Here is a 23011-nt window from a genome sequence, read left to right on the forward strand (position 1 = left end):
TAAACGATTTCAATAGAAACTGGGTCAGATTTACGGCCGATCTCCACAAAACCAGAGTGTTCAGTGTTTTGATTACGGTAACGTACGCGCCAATAATCCAGTTTGCTCACGCTCACACCATGAAGGTCGGCAAAACTTTGCCGGGTATAACCACCTGACTCAAAATCACTGACAAGACGGTACATCTCTTCTGCTTTTTCCACAACTTTCAACATAACAATAAAAGTTAAATGTTATCATCGTGCAATATTAAGCCTTTTGATATCCTACTGGAAGATGTCCTTTCTTGGGTGCATACTCTTAGAAAGCGAAAGCGCTTTACATAATAATATGCGTTGCTCTAACGATTGCGATGTTGCAATCGGTAAAACAACGCAGCTATGAGAAAAATGCACACATGCTTTGATCAGCTCATCTGTGACGCAGGCGAAGTATTGAGAATCAAATTGTTAAGGACTGACAAAACAGTCAATTGGTATCGTATTTATTGGCGACGAATGTGGCGCGAGATACAGAACCAAAGCATATTCGAATTCACTTCTGATATTGGCAGACAATATTTACTTGACCGGTTTGGTGAGCTCGATTACGCTACACTTTCCAAAAGAGATAAGGACGTTGTGAAAATCGTCAATGTATTGTGTGATTTTTATGACACCGGTACCATAGTTAGTTCCCGGGAACGGATCAAACTGGACGGCCCGATCGGTGATTTGGTAAAGCAATTTGTTGATTACCTAACCTCTCTGCGGTTAAAGCCAACGACAATAAGGGAGCGCGAACATTACCTGAGCAGGTTCCTTTCCTATCTGAAAGATAAAGACCTCGCTTCCGTCGATAAGGTGGACAAATTGGTTATCCTGGATTACCTGAGGACATTAGATATACGGTATTCCACTGTTGCCCATATGACATTAAGAGCGATCAAAACATTTTTAAAATTTCTCTTTGAACAGGGATTTATAAAAGAAGACACTTCGCTTGCTGTCCCCAAAGACAATTACATCAAACAAGCCAAGCTGCCATCTGTCTTTAAAGTCGATGAGATCCAAAGGATGATCGGTAAGATCGACCGCGCCAGGCCCAGTGGTAAACGTAATTATGCCATCGTATTAATTGCCGCCAGGCTCGGTCTGAGAGCATCCGACATTGCAGGGCTGAAGTTTGAGAACTTGTTTTGGGAACAGAGCACAATATCGGTATGCCAGTACAAAACCGGGCGGCAACTCCAACTGCCTTTACTTGCTGAAGTTGGTGAAGCGATCATTGACTACCTGAAGTACGGGAGACCAATTTCTGATGAACCGTATGTGTTCCTGGCGGCTAGATCCCCATTTGGGCGGATGCATAGCTGCGGAATAACCAATCTTGTAAACCGCGCATTTATTCTCTCAGGGGTTAATATTGAACATCGACACCATGGACCTCATGCGCTTCGTCACAGCCTTGCCAGTTTACTTCTGGAGCAGAGCACAGTTTTACCGGTTATTACGGAAGTGCTGGGTCATGAGAACTCCCGTTCAACAAAATACTATTTACGGATAGGCCTGACATCCATGAAGCAGTGTATGCTTGACGCACCTAAAGTTTCTGATGGCTTCTATAACCAGAAAGGAGGTTGTTTTTATGCATAATCACTTCACCGGCATTTATGCCTCGTATCTGGATCAATACCTGGATTATAAAAGGCAATTAGGCTTTAAGCAGCAAACGGAGGAATCCATACTTGCAGTTTTTGACCGCTTTACGGTTAGACGTGGCGAAACGCGGCTGGGTATTACACGGGAACTTTCAGAAGCATGGATGCAAACAGGCGCCAACCTGTCGTCATCATATAATTTTCATCGCGCATTGCTCATCAATAAACTGGCATCATTCCTTAACGAACAGGGTATCCACTCTTATCTGATGCGTTTACCTGTATGTAAAATGGATTTTACGCCACACATTTATTCACAAGATGAGCTACGGTGCCTTTTCGAAGCAGCAGATCATTTTCGCATCAAGAAGGGTTTACGTCAAATCATGTTTGCTATGCCTGCACTTTTAAGGTTACTGTACTGTACAGGCCTCAGAGGCGGCGAAGCATTGGCTTTATCGGTTGGTGATGTTAACCTCGATGACCAGACCATCCTTGTACGGGACAGTAAGAACGGACAGCAGCGCGTTATCCCTTTTTCAGATTCGCTGGCAGCAGTACTTAAGCAATATGCCTTTTACAGGAATGAGTTGCCCGCCTGCCTGGTAAAAAAGGATCGCTTTTTCATCTCCCTTGATGGAAAAAGCATATCACGCGATTGTTTCGGTCGCTGGTTTTCACGCTTGATATTGGCTGCCGGAATTCCAAAAGGTCGCGGTATAACACCACACGCATTGCGCCATTCATTTAGTGTCCATTCACTGGCGATGATGGCCGAACGTGGAGCGGATATCTACTGCTGCTTACCGGTACTATCAACCTACCTCGGTCATAAATCAGTAGAATCGACAAATCATTGTGTCAGGCTGGTATCTGCAATGTACCCTGGCTTGCTGAAAGATATTGACAGGATCTGTATAAACGTTTTTCCTAACACTTCAGGCTATGAAACCTACTAACTTTTCAAAATACCTGACAGGTTTTTTGACCGGGTATTTGGCGCATGAGCGCGGCACAAGTAAGAACACCATCAGCGCTTATCGTGACACTTTCGTCCTGTTCATAGGTTACATGGAAGCCCAAGGTATCTCTGTATCAAGATTAACACTAGAGACAATTAATCAAATAGCAGTCGTCGGTTTTCTTGATTGGCTACAGGTAGAACGCAAAAATGGTAACGCGACCAGAAATGCGAGATTGGCTGCAATCCATGCTTTTTTTCATTACATGCAATATCAGCACCCTGAACATCTTTATGAATGTCAAAAGATCTTGTCCATACCGATGAAGCGTAAGGCGATAGTACCGATGAACTATCTGACAATTGACGCGATTAAAATTCTTTTGCAGCAACCCGATACACGGACTGTTAGAGGTAGACGTGATCTGGCTTTACTTTCGTTGATGTATGACACCGGCGCACGTGTTCAGGAGATTATAGACCTGACGCCATCCAGTCTCAGACTTGATAAACTGAGCACAATCCGGATTGCTGGTAAAGGCAATAAAACCCGCATCGTTCCAATGCTTGAGGAGCAGGTAAGATTATTAAAGCCTTATCTTGAAGAACATGACCTTGTCCAGACCCATAATAACGCGAAACCACTTTTCTTCAATAGCCGGGCAGAAAAGCTTACAAGGGCTGGAGTAAATTATATTCTGCTCAAATATGCTGATATGGCCAGAAAGACAACAGGTGAGGTTCATTTCCCGGAAAAGATCAGCTGCCACACACTGCGTCACAGCAAAGCAATGCATTTGTTACAAGCTGGCGTCAATCTGGTGTACATACGCGATATTCTCGGTCATGTTTCTGTGCAAACGACGGAGGTATACGCACGAGCCGATTCGCGTGCGAAACGGGAAGCTATTGAAAGAGCTTACACATCAGTTGTACCGGAAAAGGAACCGGTCTGGTTGTCGAATGAAAACCTTTTGGACTGGCTCAAACGTTTTTGACCGTTGTTATTATGTAAAGTAATGTGACAGAAAAACGCTACCTATTGAAAATAGAACGTGGTATTGGTCACTTACTTTACATAATCGTCAGCTATGCATAACCCAGGGCAATTGGTCTGATCTGGTTCTCGACAAGATTGTTATCCATTAGCAGGTTTCCATCATACAATAATGCCCCAATTCATCCCATCTCTCAAAAGCATAGCGAAATGCCGCGCCTATCGGACTCATCAGCAACACTTTGGACATATTGGCACTGATCCATTTACCCATCAGGTTATATTTAGGCAATGCCTCTTTCAGCCTAAGTTGCTTGGTTTGGTCGCTATCCAGCCCGTTTTCTCTTGCTTGTCGCTCCACAGCATACAGCTCTTGAGTAAACAGCAAGGCTGTTTCTGCCATAGCTTTGTCGTAACTGATCGACTCTTCAAATTTAATTCGGACATGCGCCCAGCAAGCCGGATGAACAATATCTTCCCTTTGTGCCAAGCCCTCGTATCCGGCGTAACCGTCGGTTTGCAAATAACCATTAAAGTCTTTGAGCATTGCGGTGGGATACTTGCCGCCCCTTCCAGGCTCGTAACTAAAAAAGGCCTGTGCCCCCAAAGGATCATGGTGTGCCCAAAAGTACCCTAAGTGAGTGCTACCCTTCTTTTTCTAGTGATCCAGCACCTTAATCGTGGTCTCGTCGACCTGTAAGTAACTGCTTTTTAGAACCATGTTTTTTGATATTTATACAGCAATTCCAGGAGTTGCATCCCCAATTGTACCCAGTGGTCCGATAAATCTTGTTGGGACTTTGATTGAGATCAAGCAGCCTGTGTTAGGTAATCTTGCGATTAAAAGACCGGTGAAAGGAGGTGATTCGGGAGCGTGGTTGGTCACAAGTGGAAATTCTGGATTGGCGTGGTGTGGCATGATTATCGGAGAAAACCGTCAGGCGGAATACGCCATTCATAGTGAAGATGCCTTATCGCATTTGTCCGCTAAAGGTTATGATCTGTGTTCCTAACCGCTTAGATACGTAATGCAGGAAGTCTTGATTAGTAGAGTCTAAGATTTGGAGTATGGAATATGGAATTTTGTAGCTGCTTCTTCTTTATCCAGGAAGCAACCAGTTTACTGAACTTCTAAGATTAGAGTTAGAATTACCGTTAAATAACATATTTTATTTGTATGTGCATATTAATTATTTTCAATTTACATTGCATTTCCTTTCTATCAAAAATTATTTAAATAATGATATTCCAGCGCGGGGATTTTAATTCCACAAGAGTAGACGAGTCTATAGTAACAAGATCCCTTAATGAATCGAGAAATTTTAAAGCTTCCAATTTTTCATCTTCCGTCAACACGGTATTTTTATCTCATAAGCATTAGGATCTGAATGACCTCGAGGGATTTATGGGACTACTAAAAAACATAGGAGCTCAGGTTTACATCGATAGCATGGATAACAAAATGCCGTCTCAAACGTCAGGAGAAACGGCAACCCGGATCAAAGAGGTAATAAAACATTGTAAAAAGTTTATTCTTCTGGCGACCAACAAGGCAATTGAATCCTACTGGTGTTTATTTCAGTTGAAAAGTATACCACATTTTCAATTCAAAAGTATACCATTTTACTTTTGTTTACAACAGCAAACCAGCTCCTGGGGGTACCCCCAGGAGCTGGTTTGCTCGGGGCTCTGATTATCGTTTTGTGCTTCATTTCGCGTTCATTTGTTTAGTTTCTTTCAGGCGGTATGATTCTCCATTCATATTGACAAGGTAGGCTTTATGAGTCAGGCGGTCTACCAATGCTGCGGTGAGCACCGGATCGCCAAATATCTCTTCCCATCGTTCGAAACCCAGATTGGTTGTGATAATGGTTGACTTTCTTCCGGTACGTAGCGAGAGGTGATTGAATAATAATTCAGATCCCTCCCTGTCAAAGGACACGTAACCGAACTCATCGCAGATCACCAGGTCCCATTTTTCAAACTTGGCTTCCAAAGTCCTTAACGTTCTTTGTGAGTGGGATTCGCGAAGCTGGGTAAGCAGCCGGTGTACTGTTGTAAAAAGCACTTTATAGCCTTGGATACAGGCTTTTAGGCCAAAGCCTACTGCAATATGCGTCTTTCCCGTCCCCGGATTGCCTGCCAGCACGATGTTTTGACCTGAACTGATAAAGTCCAGTCTCTCCAGTAGCGGGAGCTTCTGTTGAGCATCCTTGGGTAGCTGGTCTTTTTTTAGATCCGTCAGGTACATTCTGGACGGAAATTCCGCTTGTCGTATCGCTGATTTCTTCCGGTTTTCAGTTCTGGCTTCGTATTCGCGTTCCATTAATCTAAGAAGGAATGATCGCTTCGGCGCTCCGATCGTAGTCAGCTCCTTGTGAGGCGGATTCGCGCGCAATTTCTTTAAAGTTGCTGCGGAAGACAGGTAATTTTAATTCTTTACTGTATTTTATGACCTGATCGTCGGTTGTCTTGTCCATAGTTGTTTAGTTTAAAAGGTAGGATATCTGAAGTAGCTGGTTTCTGGCAGCCTCACTAATACTGGAGCTATAGGCAGTGGCGTTGCTTTCGCCTTTATTACCTAAAAGTGCCATCAGCTTTTCAGCCTCCGGCTTGCGAACGCCACTGCGAACCAGGCGCTGGACACTTTCTTCGAGTACGGCATCAGACACCTTGTTTTCTTTGCAAAAGGATAATAAATGAATAAAGTCTTTTGGCTGATCTTGAAAATATTCTTCATAAAGGCTTTTAAGATAACCGCAGCTGGCCAAGGCAAGGCTGCCTGCCAAAGCCCCCGGCTGGGCGCCCCCGGCTTTTTCCTAAATGTGTCCAGATAATGATCAATACTCACAAGCCAGTCGTGTTTTCCATAGCTGCGAAAGTGGGTAGCTATTTTTGTATTTTTATGATAAAAGAATAACTCCTGGCTCATAATCCGAACATCCACGAACTCACCCACAAGATGGTCCGGGACCGAATAACGGTTGGTCCTATAGCTCACGGCCGAATATTTATCCACCGCTGCGGCGGCCGCCCGTAGCTGAGCTTGTTCTGCACAGGTCAGTTTTAGGGGTGAGGGCCTTAAAAAGCACTTTTCTTCATCCAGTAATTCAATAGCGGTCTTACCACTTAACTGCTGCATACTGCTATTGAGTTGATCGACTCGTCCGTAAAGCCATGCATTGGCCTGATCCAGGTCATCAAAGGTGGATTTGAGGCTTAAACTTTTTCGGCGCACATACTCAACGCTGCGTTCCACATGTCCCTTTTCATTACCCCGTCGTACATTACAGAACCGGTGAGTAAAGCCGTAATGACCCCGAAGTTGTAAAAGCGCATCGGTTGGTTGCTTCTCGTGTTTACCAACAAACCTGGCTACTGCTACCCGCATGTTATCATAAACCAATTCCTGGTAAACATATCCCAGAAGATCAAAAAAAGCAATGTGGGCCTCCATGAATGACAAAGTATCCTGACGGGAAAATAAACGTGCATAACGGTAGTTGCTGTATGCACTTGTAAATACAGCCAGCTGATAGCGACACAATTCGCCATTGATCCGTAATTTCACTTCTGCCCAGTCAAATTCACATACGCTGCCAGGTGCATACAGCTGTCGGATATATGCTTCTTTGGGTTTTGTGGCCGCTTGTTTTTTGTCCTTAATATAATTACATACACTGGTATAGCCAATTGAAAAGCCTTGCGATTGAAGCTGATCAAAAATATCACACTTCTTTAGAAGCTGCTTGACCAGGCCTTGCTGCTTGTTGTCTTCGTTCAGCAGCAGTAAATTATCAATAGCCTGTTGGATTTCATTCGTAAGTCTTCTCTTACCACGATTCTCAGCGTTATAAGCAGGTGTTTTCGTCAGATACTCATTCAAAGAAGCTGTTTCTTGCGAAGCGGTGCTGCTGCTTGTGGCATAATCGGAAATATACTTCTGAACCGTCTTTCTGCTTATTCCCAGCGTTTTACATATGCTACGCTGGCTTTTCCCTTCACGGTAAAACTGTAAAATAATTTCTTGCGGTCCGCCGCGCGGCTTTGTATACATACTTATCATGTTTCTGGGCACATAGTTCAATGCCCAAGTTTCAAATAAGTGGTGTACTATTCAATTGAAATTTGGCCTACTTTTGGATTAATATAAGCACAAATTTTTAAGCCACTGTGTCGTCCTGATTTTACTTTACATTTTTTGGTGATAATCCTGAATTAACTTTACGCTTCTTTTTAGGTAGTCCTACCATTGGCTTACACCTGATTTTTTTAGTACTGCAATTACTTTACAAGTATAGTGTACGCCTTTCTCTAATCTAAATTTTACATTTATAATTTGCTACTGGCTTTGAACATTGTTTCTTGTAATCCCCCTCAATTAAAATGGGGGGTTATAAGAAACAATGTGGAGGTTGAATTGGCTGGATCATGCTTCCGTTGAGTTAGCTACACTTTTTTTTCGCCGATACTGTTTCCAACGCTTTGCTAACAAACCCTCATGCTCATGGGCCTGCTCAGGCGTTAAATAATCAACACTAGCGTGTGGCCGTTTGCTGTTGTATATCTGGATGATTCTCAAAATAGCCTTTGACCCTTCCTTATGATTTTGGTAAACCCGTTTCGGAAAGAATTCATTTTTTATTATTCCATTTACCCGTTCTGCCAGTGCATTGTCATAGGGGCTACCACTTTGGGTCATACTTATCGCAATATTTTCGCCCTCCAAAAGACTGACATATTCTGCCGAGCAGTACTGGATTCCCCGATCAGAGTGGTGAATCAGGAAATAGGGCGAATCACGCTTTAGTCCTTCAATTGCCATCTTCAACGCATTAATGCAACCTACTGCCTCTAAGGTATGATAAAGCGCATGTCCTACAATTTTCCTCGAAAAAGCATCCGTTATCAAGCTGAGATAACTAAATCCCTCCAGAGTTCTTATGTAAGTTAAGTCGCTCACCCATAGCTGATTTGAACCGGTCACCACTAGCCCTTTAATTAAATTCGGGTACTTTTTAAGCCAGTGGTGAGAATCTGTCGTCTTTACAATCCGCCTCCTTCTGCGGATCAAAAGGCCATGAAAACGCAACAACTCGAACAACTGATCTCTTCCGATTCTAATACCATGCTGTTTTAAATCAGGTATTAATAAGAAAAGAAGTTTTCTGGTTCCTATCAATGGAATGTCGATCCGGTACTCCCTGACTAACGACAAAACCAGCATGTGAGCTATCGATGTTTTCTTTTCATGCTCCGCAGCGTCGTAAAAGGCCTGACGTGTAACACCAAACAGTTCACAGAGACTCCCAAGGCTTTCCTGCGGATGTTCCTGTCTCATTTTTTTTACTGTTTGGTACCAGGCTTTTTTCTGATCTTAATGTGAAGTTCCTGTTCACTGACTTCAATCATGGTCTGCAGTCCGATAATTTTTAGGTTTGCCTTCTCAAGTTGCTTTGTTAGATCCTGAACCTGCTTAGCCAGTATCCGCGTCTTTGAATTTTCAGTCATATTACTGATGGCTTCTTCTGCCACCTCGCGTGGCTTAATATTAAACGAAGAAAAATCAGTAATCCATGCAGTAAGTGTGTTTCGATTTATACCGTATTTCCGAGCAGCACCTCGCTGACCAATTAGTCCGGAATTGATTTCATGAACAATCTTCTTCTTTTCCGCATCGCTTAGTCTTTCGTAAGGTTTCCGATTTTTTACAGTAACTTTTTTCTCTTTTGCTTTCATCCGTCTTCTGCTTTAGTGTAAAGCTATAGCAGGACAAGACACACTCTTGGGTTTGTGCTTCGGATAGTGAAGTAAAAATATCTTCCCTGATCAAACTGTCTTTATCGATATTCTGTACGGTCAGGTCGCGATAGGCACTGTACCAAACCAGCGATTGTACTTGATGATTTCGTGCAAACGCTTTGAAAGGCAATTCGTCACGAGCTCCATCTAGAATCAGGAAACGTGTGGACGGGAATCCTTGTGTGTTGCTCCATATCCCGGTAAGTCCCGGGCTGGCCTTGTCAATAAAGTCATCAAGGTAGCTTGACCAGCTTCCGTCATAATTGCTAAGAAACAGCAGTTGCGTGCCTTTATTGATAATTGACCAATGCGAGAAGTGTATACTTGGAATATCGCTTAGTTTCCCTTTGGTGGAAGTACGGGCCAGCAAGTTAGTAGCAAAGAGTACCACTTTGAGCAGGATCAGCCGAAAAGATCCCGGCTTTATCGTAGTGATATTCGCAAGGCGATTTTGAGTAATCTGGTTTTCTGTTTTTATTAATTCTTCGATTTCTGAAACAGACGGTGATTGCACTTCTACCGGGTCGCGATTCTCTTTGTATCGTAACATGAAGATCAGAATAATCACTATTGGCAGCAGCATAAGTGTTAGAACACCCGCAACGAAAAAAAACAAGCCCTTTCTGGCCTTTGGTATTAGTTTGTCCGTGGCAGTCTGGTGAGGTGGAAGTGGCTTGGAAAGATCTGGCGGGACATGCGTCCTCACGAATTTTTGCAAATTTTTCCGAAGTTGGAAGGGTGAAAAACTTTCGGGTCTTACTTTTTGAAACAGTTGATCTAAATACAACTGTAACCGCTCCCGAAGTTTCTGATTTTCAGCAATATCCTTCGCTGCCCGGCCGACATTGCCGATATGGAATGCGCTTGGCCGGACAACATTTGCTAACAAAAATGTTTTTAAGTTTTGATTCCTGGTTGAAGGTATATAATCAGTACAGCATTGATATATCCAATCAATTCCATCTCCTGCATGAATTATTAACTCATCCAAATAGCTCGAAACGTCGCCGTCAAAATTGTTTTCAAATATCAATAACGGAGGCATTTTCTTATCATCGGATATTACAAAGCTGGCAAAGTGCAACAAGCTAAGCGACGAAAACGGTATGAATGGATTCCTAAGTAAATCCAGCCGGATCTCTCCGAGTATCTGCTCGAGGACCAATCTTTTTGATGGGTTTATTTCGGTTATTATTGTCATTATGGTATGTCTCATAGTGTCTATTAATATCATCTACCATAATTCGACTAACTATCAACCACCTTATATTAAACGTGTTCGATGTTCAGTTTTGAAGTTTCTATAAATTGCTATCCTTCCCTTCTAAATGATTCAAGTATATAAAGAAAAGGTCTTAGTTAGCTTTGAGATTACTCGCGTTCAATTGCCAAAGTAAATGTAGACTTTGAAATTGATCCCGTCAATACTGATTTTTCAGTATTATTGGGCAAATTCAAATATTTAAATAACTCCTTACTTTCTAATGAGTTCGGGTTCAAAACGGAATAAATAGTACAGCCTACAGAACTCTTATCATCGAGAAAAATGTAATATTATTGACACTCACACCGTCTCCTCGGAACAATGCCTTCCTAAGTTTACTACCTGGTTGTCAGTATTCCTTTTTTTAGTACTATCCATGGCGAATTCATCACAAATAAGGGTGCTGTATTTATATGTGTCGCCCTTTTGATGATCAACTTTTAGGTCGTCACTGCGGTTCGGAAGCTGCCGGAATTGAAATTTATAGCGATCATATTTGTTCTCTGCTGCGGTCTTTCTTCATTGCCTAAATTGTCACTGGTTTTTACGGCGCGGATATAAAATACTTAGAAAATTGAATACCGCTGCTATCATTACGTGGACACATCCCGCTAGCTTTACCGGCAACATTGCTCGATAATCGCAGGTTTGTAGAAAGGCAGCACAAATTGGTCTCACAGGGGTTGGAAAATTCGAATAATTTCCTGTTCAGATTCCTTGGCAGCTTACCCGTCGGTGGCTTCTGAATTCCTAACTAATTATCATCAGTGTAAGAGAATCAGTCACAATTTTCTTACACTGAGCGAATAGCATCTCGGATTCATTTCAGTTTTATAATATTTTACAGACGAGAATTCGTAGCATTTGATAATTGGGTCTACTTTTTCAAAATCTTCTTTTGTTGTGTTTACACCAAATATCATTCCGATCAGGCGGTACATAGAATATGCGTGGAAGTAAAAAACCAGGTTTTTCGAACCTCAGCAAATTAACGCCAACAAATAGGTGCGGTAGATTTGTATCCAACAACTAAAATTCTTATATTGTATTTAGATATAATTGATATCAAAACTCATCATATCAAGTCAAAACATTCGGTTACCTAATCGGTTACCTGTTTTTGAAAAAGAGTGAAATAAACAGTTCTGACGCGTTTTCAGCAATAAAAAATGATCCCAGCGGGATCACTAAATGTGACATAAGTTTTTAAAAACTTGTGTCACATTTTTTTTACTCCATCACGCTGATATATAGTCAAATAGCGGTTTTTTGCCACCAAAAACCAGTCCTTAGCTTCAACTTGCAGTAAAATTCGGAACATAATCAATTATTCACTCTATCTGCTTGGTATACAGTCAAATAAGCAGTAAGGAGATGTTTTCTTCTCAAAAGTTCGATGTTTATCATAAGGTTATCCTGCTGGGATTCGAACTCTCTTTAAGCGCTTTCAATCTCACAAAATGAATACGGAAGGCTAACAACAGAGAGATTAAACAGCTCTTTCAGCAATGGATTTTGTTTTAGGAGTATTCTTTGTGCCCGTGTAACCATGATGGCTATCAAGGTGAGTATCACCGTATAGATATACTTTTTCATAAAATTACTTTAAAAGGTTATTAAAATTTCAGGTACATATCGTTAACCAGACGAGCCTTGATTAAATCGGAATTTTCGATTTGGAGCGTTTGATGTCTGCCTTCGTTTTTCTCAGAAAGCAAAGTCAGACACCCAACTAACCGACAAAACGGATAACCAGCCCCCCCACCACCGTATACAATTTGACTACAACAAATACCAACTCGGATACATTTCATCCGACGACAATTAAGAATTTTGTACTTGAAATTTAGTCAGTACAAAAATGGAAAATGAAATATTGAACAATGGAGTAAAGATGCCGCTACTTGGTTTTGGCACGTACTTGCTTCGGGATGGTTTAGAATGTGAGCAGTCTGTGCTAAATGCTTTAAATATTGGATACAGGCTGATCGACACAGCTGCGGCATACCACAATGAGGAATCGGTGGGCAGAGCGATAAAAAAAAGTAATGTCAAACGGGAAGAAATCTTTGTGACCACAAAATTTTTGCCAGCGGATACCGGCTATGAAAATGCAAAGCGCGCCTTTGAAGCATCGATAAAAAAATTGGGTCTTGACTATATTGATCTGTACCTGATTCATCTCCCGCAGGGAGACGTAAATTCCTCCTGGACAGCAATGGAAGAATTATATAAAGAAGGTAAAGTAAGGGCTATCGGTGTAAGTAATTTCAATATGGATCAGGTCCAGGATTTAATTAAGCGGCATCGTGTGGTACCGGCAGTCAATCAGGTAGAGACACATCCATTTTCCCAAAAAACAGAAATGCAGAAAGCTTTGAAATCTCAGGGCATCCAGCTGGAGTCTTGGGCACCCTTTGCTCAGGGTAAAAATAATATTTTTAATAATGAGCCTTTAAAAGTGCTTTCAAGCAAATATAATAAGAGTATTGCCCAGGTGGTTCTAAGATGGTTAATTCAAAAAGAAGTTGTTGTTATTCCGAAATCAGCAAATGTGAAAAGGATGAATGAAAATTTCAATGTATTTGACTTTCAGTTATCTGCTGATGATATGGAAATTATCAAATCGTTAGACAAAGGTAGAGGACTAATTTATAGTGTTTAATAAAAGTTTGAAAATCTGACTACAACAAATACCAACTTGGCTACTTTTCATAGAACGACAATTCCGAATTTTGAAGTTTAAGTCGGTTTTAGAAACAATTCAGAAAAAAATTATGCAAAAAAGAAAATTAGGGAATAGCGGATTAGAAGTTTCCGCATTGGGCTTTGGCTGTATGGGGTTAAACTTTTTGGATGGCAAAGGTCTTGATAAAAAAGAGGCCATAACACTACTACGCAACGCAGTCGAAAGGGGTATCACATTTTTTGATACCGCAGAAGCTTACGGACCTTACACCAATGAAGAACTTGTTGGTGAAGGATTACAGCCTTATAGAAAAGACGTTGTTATCGCAACAAAATTTGGCTGTAAAGATGCCAGGCCAACAACAGGTTTAGACAGCAGACCCGAAACTATAAGAGCAGTAACCGAAGCATCTTTAAAAAGATTAAAAACAGATTATATTGATCTGCTTTATCAGCACAGAGTTGACCCCAATGTTCCGATAGAAGATGTTGCAGGTACAGTAAAAGACTTGATACAAGAGGGAAAAGTAAAATATTTCGGTTTATCGGAAGCAAGTGCAACAACGATTCGCAGGGCACATGCGATTCAACCTGTTTCTGCCTTACAAAGCGAATACTCATTGTTTTGGCGTGAACCAGAAAACGAGATTATACCAACATTAGAAGAGCTTGGAATTGGTTTCGTTCCGTTCAGTCCTTTGGGCAAAGGCTTCCTCACAGGCACAATCAATTCAAAATTAGCGGATGTCGACCGCAGAAATGTCATTCCTCGTTTCAGCGAAGAGAACATAAAAGCCAATCTGGTTCTAGTAGACGCACTTTCTGAGATTGCTAACCAAAAAAATGTTACGACCGGACAATTAGCATTGGCCTGGATCTTAGCTCAAAAACCTTGGATAGCACCAATACCAGGAACTACAAAATTGCATCGTTTAGAGGAAAACATTGGCAGTACAAATATAGTATTAACTACCGATGAACTTGCACAGATCAACGCAACAGTAAATGGAATTACACTTGTGGGAGAGCGCTATCCCGAAGTTTTAGAAAAACAAATCGATAGATCATAAATCAAACCAGAGTGTGAGCAACAATAAAGTATGTGTGCAAGACAAGTAATAGGCTTGCACACATTGCTTTACACAGAACGCGAAAGTATGTGTCCGTCAAAACAAAGTTGATTACATTTGTAACCAAAAATATGCAACGACAATCTAACATAAATCATATAAAAAGTATATCGCAACTTGTGCGGATATTGGGACTTCCTGCTCCATTGCACCCATTGGTTGCACTGGTTGATTACAATAATGTTTCGATTGAAATGTTTCCAAAAGGGCAAAAAACAAGTTTCGATTTTTACAAAATTTCCTTTAAGCCTACATTTATAGGGCAAATAAAATACGGACAAGCATATTACGATTTTGAAGAAGGCGGATTAGCATTTTTGAAGCCAAATCAAATCGTTTTTCCACCGGAAGACATAGAAAGCTATGAAGGTATTGCTTTGTATTTCCATCCGGACTTTATACGAAATTATCCATTAGGAAACGCAATAAATCAATACGGATTTTTCTCTTACGATGTTTCAGAAGCCTTATTTTTATCGGCAAAAGAAAAAGAAATTATAACCAGTTTATTTGCCTCAATAGCAAATGAATTACACAACAATATTGACAGTTTCAGCCAGGATGTTTTGGTGTCGCAAATAGAATTGTTATTGAATTACAGCAATCGTTTTTACAATAGGCAATTTATTACCAGGAAATCAATCAATCACGACATCATAACTTCTTTGGACAAACTTTTAGACAACTATTTTGAAGAAGAAAACAGTCTGAAAAATGGTTTGCCATCCGTGAAATATATCAGCACAGAATTAAAGCTATCGCAACGCTATTTGAGTGATATGTTGAGTTCATTGACAGGACTAAACACACAACAATACATTCAGAATGCAATTATAGAAAAAGCCAAAGAAAAATTATCAATGACAAATCTATCCGTTTCGGAAATTGCTTATGAATTGGGCTTTGAACATTCACAATCGTTCAGCAAACTTTTCAAGACAAAGACAAACGTTTCACCTTTGGAGTTCAGACAGTCGTTTAATTAAAAGACGACAGAAAAGCGGACTACTGAGAGCCACTTACTACTATCTAGGGTTTGGTGTCAGGCGGGTTTTCGTTCTTCGTATGGAGGTTTTTTACTAACCTTTGAACTTTGGTTCTTCGTTTGAAGCTTGTGCAAAAATTACCGCCCGAACGCCAAGCCTTCTGACGACAAACCAGATGTCACTTATAAGCGTAATCTTTTTCGAAAAAACAAAATTACCCCAAGTGCTATGACGAGAAATAACAAAACAAAACCAAATGACATTTCAGTGCTCTCGGGGATCTGATGCCCGCTTCCGATAAAACAGAACCAAATGAAAAGGTGAGCAATAAGAAGAAAGACAATAAGCCAATTTGTCATTTTCAAGAATAACTTCATATCATGAGATATTTAAATCATAGGTACGATATCGAATAATTTGACGTCTTCATTTTTAAATGTTAGATAGAAGTAGACGTTAAGATAATAATTATTTTAGGTATCGGGTAGGCGTAACATCTGATTGATTTAATAGCAGTTTCTGCAATGGATTTTAAAAAGTCAGCAAATGCCTACCATACATTTTGCGTCACCTTACTTGTTCAAATTGAAATCCGCCACTACTGAATTTGAAGTGGTACTGTATTCTTTATTTTACTTTCTTAAATTCGTGACATTGTCTCAAGCTTTATAAGAAAATTATGTCCCAATAAATATACTCTTAGGAAGAAAAAACGCTTGCCTGCTTCCTCAAATCTTGAAGCAAAAAGTTCGACATTTGTACCAGCGGGATCACAAGTATCAAACATGAAAAAGCCTGCAAATAAATAAATTGCAGGCTTTTTCATGTTCTAACTTTTCCAAAAAAACTCAGCTTTTATCAAATGTCCGGTGCGTGATCCGGTGAGTAGAATTACGGATCAAAATTTCATGATAAATCTGGTGAAATAGATATTTACAACTATAATGTGTTAGACGATAATCGTATAAGATTTAGTTCAAAGCAAATTAGTGTTGAAATGAATACGGATAGTTATGAATTTATTGATACCAGAAAATAAAAATTGTATGTCAAGAACGAAATCAATTATTCAGCTTGATTTTTAGAATTTCTAAATTAAATAAGATGTATAAATTTTCATTAAGCAGTTGGTGATAATGGCGGATTTGGTGTAAAATTGAAGGTCGGCTTTTCGACTGAACTTGTATAGCGGCACAGGGTTCAATTTAACAGCGCATGAAGGTGTGACACATTACAATTGGTCCGACATGGAAACAATTTTCAGTTTTAAAGAAGATCGCTTTTCAGTCGATAAAATTTGCATGGACACAGATCTATAAACTTCCTGAAAGAACACAGGCTATGGGCGTCACGGATGTTTCCGGCGGTCTTGACCCTCATTCCCGGTACATAGGCAGCTTCCGGGCCCAGACTTCCTCCCGGGGTGGCAAAAAAAACTTCAAAAATCCCCCCATCCAAGACATCATTTTTTGGAATTGACCTAAAAACAGCTCAATTTTAGGCTTTTTCTGTAAACTGCTGTTGAACTTACCGGTTTGTCAAGACGACAAAAGTTTCTACATGCATTTATACCATTAATTTCTAGCCCAAAAAAATTTAACCTTTTCGATTCATGAATAAAAGAGAGTTCCTTAAAAATGCAGCCGCCTTATCTTCCCTTGCCATGATACCCGCTGAATCATGGGCCTTTTCAGCCGACAAAAGATTAAGAACCGCACATATCGGTTTAGGCGGGATGGGTCAGGCAGATCTGGCATCCATATCGATACACAGTAATGTGGATGTGGTAGCGCTTTGCGATGTTGATTCAACTGTTTTGGCAGAGGTGAGCTCCAAGTTCCCGAATGCAAAGACATACAAGGATTATCGCGTGATGCTCAAAGAAATGAGTAAGGATATTGATGCCGTGATCGTGTCCACACCAGATCATACCCACGCGCCGGCATCGATGATGGCAATGGAAATGAATAAACCTGTTTATTGTCAAAAGCCACTCACGCACTATGTTAAAGAAGCGAGGGCAATGGACAAAATTGCCAAAGACAAAAAACTGGTAACCCAGATGGGTATTCAGGTGCATTCCTTTTATGACTACAAACTGGCCACGTTGCTCATCCAATCCGGAATCGTTGGAAAAGTACACACCGTAAGAGCCTGGTCACCCAAAAACTGGGGCTATAATGGACCTGTACCCGAAACCGGCGATCCTGTACCAGCCAGCCTGGACTGGAATTTATGGCAGGGAACTTCGGCAGAAAGGCCCTACAAAGATGGTTTCTACCATCCTGGCAACTGGCGGAAGCTTGTGGATTATGGCTGTGCTACTTTGGGCGATATGGGTGTACATATTTTTGATACGCCTTACAACGCTTTGCAATTGGATGTTCCAAGAACCATCACAACGAATTGCAGAAAACCGAACGGATTTGGATATCCTGAAAAAAACATGGTTACCTATGAATTCCCGGGCACAAAATATACGGCAGATACCCTGAAATGGGTATGGTATGATGGCGTGGGCGCTGATAAACAACGCGAAGATCTGATGCTTCCCGACGGAGCTGATCTGCACGACCAGGGCGCCATGTTCATTGGAGAAAAAGGGAGATTGTATCTGCCGCATTTCCAGGTAATGCCCAAACTGATCGTTGATGGCAGCTATAAGGATATCGATATCGCGCAGTTCAAATTGAGTGAGCCGGTTCGGGAATATAGTTCAGAAGTGCATAAGCATTACCATGAGTTTGTGGATGCATGCCTGGGGAAAGCTACATGCAGCGCGCCATTCTCTTATGCTTCCCGCCTTACGGAAACCATATTGCTTGGTGTAATTGCCGGCCGTTTCCCTAATAAAACATTACACTGGGATGCCAAAAAGGCACAATTCGCAGAAGAAGATGCCAACCAATACCTGGGCGGCATGTATCGGAAATTTTAGACTATCAAAATAACCTTTGTACCTCTTTGTGTAAAACTTTGTGTCCTTTGTGTTTATTTTTTACCACGAAGCACACTAAGTTTTACACGAAGGGAACTAAGTGTAATAAATATCACATTGTATTTCCGTTATTAAATTAATTTCCCGGAAACATTTCCGGCTCCGTATTAACCTTGCAGGAAACCAGGAAAGGCCATTTTTGACAGAGTTATTTCTACAAAAAGGCACATAACGCTCTACAAACTTTCAGTTTCAGATATTCTAATTTCGAAATATTATTAAAACAGGTATTACCCGAATGTTTTTTATCCTCCTATGAATATTTTGAATATTGAAAGTTATAATGTGATACGGCTGGGACTTAAATGCCTTATTGAGGAGCTCTTGCCTCATGCCAGACTGAAACAAAGTGATAATTTTTATGACAGTCTTTCGCTCCTTTCGAATGAAAAATTCGACCTGGTTTTTATGGATATAGACAAGCCGGGTGGAGAAAATATCTGGATGATGCAGCTTCTGAAGGAATTTCAGCCGGAAACCCTGATACTGATACATTCAGATCATCACGAAGCGCTTTACGCCTATCACTACATTAAGGCCGGTGCCCATGCGATCCTTTCCAAACAAGCGTCGAGGAACGAAGTCAGGCAGGCGCTTGATACCATTATGCTAAAAAAAGGCAAATATCTAAGCCAGGCAACCCAACAAAACCTGCTCGTCCAGTACACCGCCTCTAATCCCCAAAACACGCCCGTTAGCCTGATAGGTATGCAGCCACATGAACTGCAGGTACTAAAATTGATGATCCGGCGCAAATCAAGAAAGGAAATAGCCCATGAACTTGGCCTGAAAGAGAATTCTGTCAACATTTACAAAAACAGGATTTTCCGTAAATTGAAAGAAGAGGACGAAATCAGGCTGGCGGAAAAATGCAGCGAGGCCGACTAATATATCAAAGCGGCACCCGGTCCAACTAAGTAATAGCCAAAAATTAGTTAATACTACGCAAATCATTACACACATCTATCCATGGAAATATTAATCATTGAAGATCACCCGATCATACGGGCCGGATTAAAGCAGTTAATTTCGGAAATAGCGCCCAAAGCAATCGTCACAGAAACAGATAACTTTCCGGAAGGAATGAGAATACTGGAACATAAAAAGTTCAAGCTGCTGATCCTTGACATTGAGCTGCCCGGAGGAGAAAATATCAAGATGATGGCACAGGCAAAAAAAAGGCAGCCCGATGTCATTATCCTGATTCATAGCGGCCACGACGAAAGTGTGTATGCACTCCCCTATCTCCAGGCAGGTGCAGACGGTTTTCTTTCCAAACAAGCTCCCGTTAACGAATTTCACCTCGCTTTTAATTCCCTCCTCAACAACGGTAAATACGTAAGCCACCGCGTCCAGCAAACGATACTGAATAACATAAGCGAAAGATCCGGCAGCAAGTTAAAAAATCCAATCTCCTCGCTTTCACACCAGGAAATGCTCGTGATGGAGCTTTTAATTGAAGGAAAATGGACGAAAGAAATTTCAAGCATCATGAAACTTAAGGAAAATACGATCAGCACATATAAAAAAAGGATCTTCGACAAACTGCGGGTATCCGATGAACTGGAACTGGCAAAAAAAGTCGCCCTGCTCAAAGGCGGTATCTAGGGGAATTATGAGGTTACATGGCCACGTTTAAGGTTACACAGAGGGCCACGGAGCGGACGCCGCGCGGATAAAAAGAGATACACAGAGTTTTTTATAGAAGCTCATTGTCCCTACGCAGACTCACAGCGGTTTTTATAGAAGCTCGGAGTCCCTGAGCAGACTCACAGCATTTTATATAAAACTCTGTGTCCCTCTTTTTACCTCCGTGGCCCTCTGTGTAACCCAAAAGTACTGGCAACATGTAGTATTTATCATACAAAGAAAGTAGCTAATCAACTCATAGCCAAAGAGATATTTCTAAATCAAACGATTGACGCCTCTACAAATTATTCAATTTCTTATTTGCACCTTTACAGCATCGAAAGATAAACACACGTACACACTATTAACAGAAGAAAAATGTTCTACTTTTTACATTCCATTTTCAATTCTTTGGAGCGGTGCCTTCCCGGTTTAGCGGCACACGCAGAAAAGTCCCCGCTGATACCAACCATGCCGACAGGTATACTGCCAGGCACGCGTTTACGATTGCTCCTGAAAAAACATCCTGACGCCACTTTCCCAAACCTGCTCCTCTTATTTTACTTTAAGCCATTTTCTATCCTAACCTGTTTGCCTATCACGAATTCCGGTAACAAATATTCCAAAAAGAATTATTTAGAATAACGGCGAAATATTGGATTGTAGAACTCGCCGACGTTTAGGCACAACCGGTAAAAGGTAAACAAAGCCATAATTAGGACAATAAACATATAAAAATGTGTTATTACAATCCATCATTTTGTTTTGTAAAATGACATAGACGGAACCCATCCGATGTAATTAGATAAAAACTCGACTTTTTGCCAGAGATATTTCTACAAATACAAGAGACGTACTCTACAACTATATCAGATTGAATTTGCCAGCTTTGAAATCAGGAACAAAACCATGACTAACATCACAATCACACATAAAATACCTTCTTAAAAACAATGAATCTTATGAGAAAACTGTACTTCCCAAAGTCCCGCACACAGGTATTACTCAAACTCATCGCACTGATGCTCCTGCTGGCTCTTGTAGCCCTTTCACGGCACGCTTAAAAAAGTGACCAGAAATGTTTGCCCGTAAGGAGTTTAACACACACCATTTACAAGACTAAAACCATACACACACTATTTAAAAACACTTCAGCACAAAGCGCTGGCCTGATCCGAAGCGGACGGGCGGCAACCAGGAAGGTTATGACCTGACGATCCACAAACATAACCACACAAACCAAAACACACATTTTTTAAAACCTTATTTAATCCAAACTTCTACACACAATGAAAACAACACAACTAATTCAAAAAACTATCAGGGCCGGTATTTTTGCCATGGCTTTGTTTTGCTCATCTTCGCTTTTTGCGCAGGTGAAAATCGGGTCAAATCCTACGTTAATCAATGCGGCGAATAATCTGGAAGTGGAAGCTTCAACGAGCGGGCGCGTAACGAGTGTAGATAAAGTTACAGGTCAGATGACCGTGAAAGATGGCACAGAAGGCAGTGGAAAGATCTTTACCTCTGATGCAAATGGTGGAGCGAGCTGGCAGACAACAACAAACCAAACAATATGGATTGGCGAACAAGTTGGTGTTTATCAAGTGCCAGGATGGGCAGGAAATACTAGCGATCCAAATGATAGGATACCATTGGTACCTCGTGCCGGGTCACTTGTGGGTTACGATGCAACTACCAAGTTATATACTATCCAACAAGCAGGATATTATAGAATTCATGTTGGCGCGCGTATGACAGGAACTACTGGTGGTTCTGGAGCTCGATTGGCAATAAGCTTAAATGGACAACTAGGGCCATTTGCAGAACCTCAAACACTTGTTTACGCTGGAAGTTTTCCAATCTACGGTATTTTTTGGGAAGGATATTTTGCAGCAGGCGAAGTTTACGGCCTGATGCTCTGGAACTTCACAGCAACTACACCACAATACATTAATGTTGACAAAGGTTTTATGTCAGTTACAAAGCTATTTTGAAAATAATCAAACTACCAAGTTGATGCCGATTTGTAATTGGTGCGCGCCGCGCAGGCTTGTATGGTCAAGCGTTTGCAACGCGATTTAAAACAGCCCGAACCACCCAAAATCTAATCAACACCAAACGTTATCACCTATCAACCATAAAAAACAGAAATCCTCACATGAATACCAGACAACGTTCTTTAAGAATTACTTCAGCAGTCATTTTTCTTTTTACCCTGCTGTCCGGCTCTTCGGCCGTTTTGGCACAAGTTAAAATCGGAACAAATCCGACAACGATTAATGCGGCTAATAATCTGGAGGTGGAAGCATCAACAGCGGGAAGGAGTGTGAGTGTGGATAAAACAACAGGTAAGGTGAAGATTGCGGATGGATCCGAGGGAAATGCAAAAGTATTGACTTCTGATGCAAATGGGGTGGCAACGTGGATAGCGCCTTCCGCGCAGGACTCCCCGGTTTTGTTTTCTGTCTCAAATTCAACCAATCAATCCGTTGGTTTTCAGGTTACTGCAAAAGCGGATTTTGGTGTTACGAATTATGATAAGAACAACAATTTCAACCTGACTACTGATGAATTTACCGTTCCTTCTAATGGCACCGGAGTTTATCAGGTCAGCACCATGTATTCGTCGCTGAATGTAAACTGGAACCAAGGTACGTATGTATTTATTTATGTAAACGGAGTTCTGGCCAGATACATCAGTATCGCAACATGTGTAGCCGGAGTAGGTCTGGGCGGCGCAGGGACGATCATTATGCCACTCACAGCAGGCGATGTTGTGGATCTGCGATGGGGAGTTTCCGGGCAAACGTCTACCTTCTTCATCTTCAATCTGAGTGTTTCTTACATATCAAAATAAGAGTAAAAAGGCAGGCGGTGCTCACGAGTTACCATTTCGCAGGTTCACGGATTGATT

At 41.2% G+C, this 23011-nt stretch carries 22 protein-coding genes and 1 pseudogene; 13 read left to right on the forward strand and 10 right to left on the reverse strand.

Annotation, left to right across the window (positions count from 1 at the left end; translation table 11 throughout):
* Positions 1–215 (reverse strand): IS66 family insertion sequence element accessory protein TnpA (tnpA, locus tag FDK13_RS33865; protein ID WP_137344447.1); only part of this gene is annotated, 215 nt, incomplete at its 3' end.
* A gap of 174 nt (positions 216–389) precedes the next feature.
* Here tnpA and FDK13_RS33870 point away from each other — a divergent pair.
* The 3 genes from FDK13_RS33870 to FDK13_RS33880 are packed head-to-tail and all read left to right on the forward strand — an operon-like array spanning position 390 to position 3598.
* The gene (locus FDK13_RS33870) at positions 390–1634 is read left to right on the forward strand and encodes a site-specific integrase (RefSeq protein ID WP_170982998.1); all 1245 of its coding nucleotides are present in this window, start codon (positions 390–392) and stop codon (positions 1632–1634) included.
* On the forward strand, positions 1594–2598 hold the full coding sequence (locus tag FDK13_RS33875; RefSeq protein ID WP_137344449.1) for a tyrosine-type recombinase/integrase: 1005 nt from the start codon (positions 1594–1596) through the stop codon (positions 2596–2598). The genes FDK13_RS33870 and FDK13_RS33875 overlap by 41 nt, the downstream gene beginning before the upstream one ends.
* Positions 2585–3598: a site-specific integrase gene (locus FDK13_RS33880; protein ID WP_137344450.1), complete on the forward strand. Its 1014-nt coding sequence runs from the start codon at positions 2585–2587 to the stop codon at positions 3596–3598. The genes FDK13_RS33875 and FDK13_RS33880 overlap by 14 nt, the downstream gene beginning before the upstream one ends.
* Before the next feature lie 91 nt (positions 3599–3689).
* Here FDK13_RS33880 and FDK13_RS33890 read toward each other — a convergent pair.
* Positions 3690–4204 (reverse strand): annotated as a pseudogene (locus tag FDK13_RS33890) (IS66 family transposase).
* A gap of 193 nt (positions 4205–4397) precedes the next feature.
* On the opposite strand from FDK13_RS33890, the gene FDK13_RS33895 reads away from it, so the two are divergent.
* Complete coding sequence (locus FDK13_RS33895; protein WP_137344452.1) at positions 4398–4610, forward strand: hypothetical protein; 213 nt, start codon at positions 4398–4400, stop codon at positions 4608–4610.
* Positions 4611–5002: 392 nt separating this feature from the next.
* Entirely contained in the window at positions 5003–5290 is a 288-nt protein-coding gene (locus tag FDK13_RS33900) for a TIR domain-containing protein (protein ID WP_137344453.1), read from the forward strand.
* A 15-nt stretch (positions 5291–5305) separates the two neighbouring features.
* Here FDK13_RS33900 and istB read toward each other — a convergent pair whose 3' ends face one another.
* The 6 genes from istB to FDK13_RS33925 form a co-directional block, all read right to left on the reverse strand.
* The gene (istB, locus tag FDK13_RS33905; protein WP_137344454.1) at positions 5306–5923 is read right to left on the reverse strand and encodes an IS21-like element helper ATPase IstB; all 618 of its coding nucleotides are present in this window, start codon (positions 5921–5923) and stop codon (positions 5306–5308) included.
* 4 nt (positions 5924–5927) lie between these two features.
* A complete protein-coding gene (locus FDK13_RS35970) occupies positions 5928–6077 on the reverse strand; it encodes a hypothetical protein (protein ID WP_220417499.1) in 150 nt (49 codons plus the stop codon).
* 113 nt (positions 6078–6190) lie between these two features.
* Entirely contained in the window at positions 6191–7654 is a 1464-nt protein-coding gene (istA, locus tag FDK13_RS33910) for an IS21 family transposase (protein WP_170982999.1), read from the reverse strand.
* A gap of 372 nt (positions 7655–8026) precedes the next feature.
* Positions 8027–8938, reverse strand: coding sequence for an IS3 family transposase (locus FDK13_RS33915; RefSeq protein WP_137344456.1), 912 nt, complete (start codon positions 8936–8938; stop codon positions 8027–8029).
* 5 nt (positions 8939–8943) lie between these two features.
* Positions 8944–9336, reverse strand: a complete 393-nt coding sequence (locus FDK13_RS33920; RefSeq protein WP_137344457.1) for a transposase — start codon at positions 9334–9336, stop codon at positions 8944–8946.
* Positions 9248–10615, reverse strand: a complete 1368-nt coding sequence (locus FDK13_RS33925; protein ID WP_137344458.1) for a hypothetical protein — start codon at positions 10613–10615, stop codon at positions 9248–9250. Before FDK13_RS33925 ends, FDK13_RS33920 begins: the two co-directional genes overlap by 89 nt.
* A gap of 1909 nt (positions 10616–12524) precedes the next feature.
* On the opposite strand from FDK13_RS33925, the gene FDK13_RS33935 reads away from it, so the two are divergent.
* From FDK13_RS33935 to FDK13_RS33945, 3 genes are all read left to right on the forward strand, one after another.
* Positions 12525–13328: an aldo/keto reductase gene (locus FDK13_RS33935; RefSeq protein ID WP_137344459.1), complete on the forward strand. Its 804-nt coding sequence runs from the start codon at positions 12525–12527 to the stop codon at positions 13326–13328.
* Between the two features lie 112 nt (positions 13329–13440).
* Complete coding sequence (locus FDK13_RS33940) at positions 13441–14421, forward strand: aldo/keto reductase (protein WP_137344460.1); 981 nt, start codon at positions 13441–13443, stop codon at positions 14419–14421.
* Positions 14422–14552: 131 nt separating this feature from the next.
* Complete coding sequence (locus FDK13_RS33945) at positions 14553–15467, forward strand: helix-turn-helix domain-containing protein (RefSeq protein WP_137344461.1); 915 nt, start codon at positions 14553–14555, stop codon at positions 15465–15467.
* A gap of 640 nt (positions 15468–16107) precedes the next feature.
* On the opposite strand, the gene FDK13_RS33950 is transcribed toward FDK13_RS33945, so the two are convergent.
* The gene (locus FDK13_RS33950; RefSeq protein ID WP_137344462.1) at positions 16108–16293 is read right to left on the reverse strand and encodes a hypothetical protein; all 186 of its coding nucleotides are present in this window, start codon (positions 16291–16293) and stop codon (positions 16108–16110) included.
* Positions 16294–17079: 786 nt separating this feature from the next.
* Between FDK13_RS33950 and FDK13_RS33955 the strand changes: the two genes are divergently transcribed.
* From FDK13_RS33955 to FDK13_RS33965, 3 genes are all read left to right on the forward strand, one after another.
* Positions 17080–18405 carry a Gfo/Idh/MocA family protein gene (locus FDK13_RS33955; protein WP_137344463.1) on the forward strand — a complete coding sequence of 442 codons (1326 nt, stop codon included), beginning with the start codon at positions 17080–17082 and terminating at the stop codon, positions 18403–18405.
* Positions 18406–18720: 315 nt separating this feature from the next.
* Positions 18721–19353: a response regulator transcription factor gene (locus tag FDK13_RS33960; RefSeq protein WP_137344464.1), complete on the forward strand. Its 633-nt coding sequence runs from the start codon at positions 18721–18723 to the stop codon at positions 19351–19353.
* 81 nt (positions 19354–19434) lie between these two features.
* A complete protein-coding gene (locus FDK13_RS33965) occupies positions 19435–20073 on the forward strand; it encodes a response regulator transcription factor (RefSeq protein ID WP_137344465.1) in 639 nt (212 codons plus the stop codon).
* Between the two features lie 424 nt (positions 20074–20497).
* Here FDK13_RS33965 and FDK13_RS35675 read toward each other — a convergent pair whose 3' ends face one another.
* The gene (locus tag FDK13_RS35675; RefSeq protein ID WP_170983000.1) at positions 20498–20638 is read right to left on the reverse strand and encodes a hypothetical protein; all 141 of its coding nucleotides are present in this window, start codon (positions 20636–20638) and stop codon (positions 20498–20500) included.
* A 745-nt stretch (positions 20639–21383) separates the two neighbouring features.
* Here FDK13_RS35675 and FDK13_RS33970 point away from each other — a divergent pair.
* A complete protein-coding gene (locus FDK13_RS33970) occupies positions 21384–22091 on the forward strand; it encodes a hypothetical protein (RefSeq protein WP_137344466.1) in 708 nt (235 codons plus the stop codon).
* A gap of 164 nt (positions 22092–22255) precedes the next feature.
* Positions 22256–22954 carry a hypothetical protein gene (locus FDK13_RS33975; RefSeq protein ID WP_137344467.1) on the forward strand — a complete coding sequence of 233 codons (699 nt, stop codon included), beginning with the start codon at positions 22256–22258 and terminating at the stop codon, positions 22952–22954.
* The last annotated feature ends 57 nt before the right edge of the window (positions 22955–23011 follow it).

Source organism: Dyadobacter frigoris (genome assembly GCF_005280585.1).
Taxonomy (GTDB): domain Bacteria; phylum Bacteroidota; class Bacteroidia; order Cytophagales; family Spirosomataceae; genus Dyadobacter; species Dyadobacter frigoris.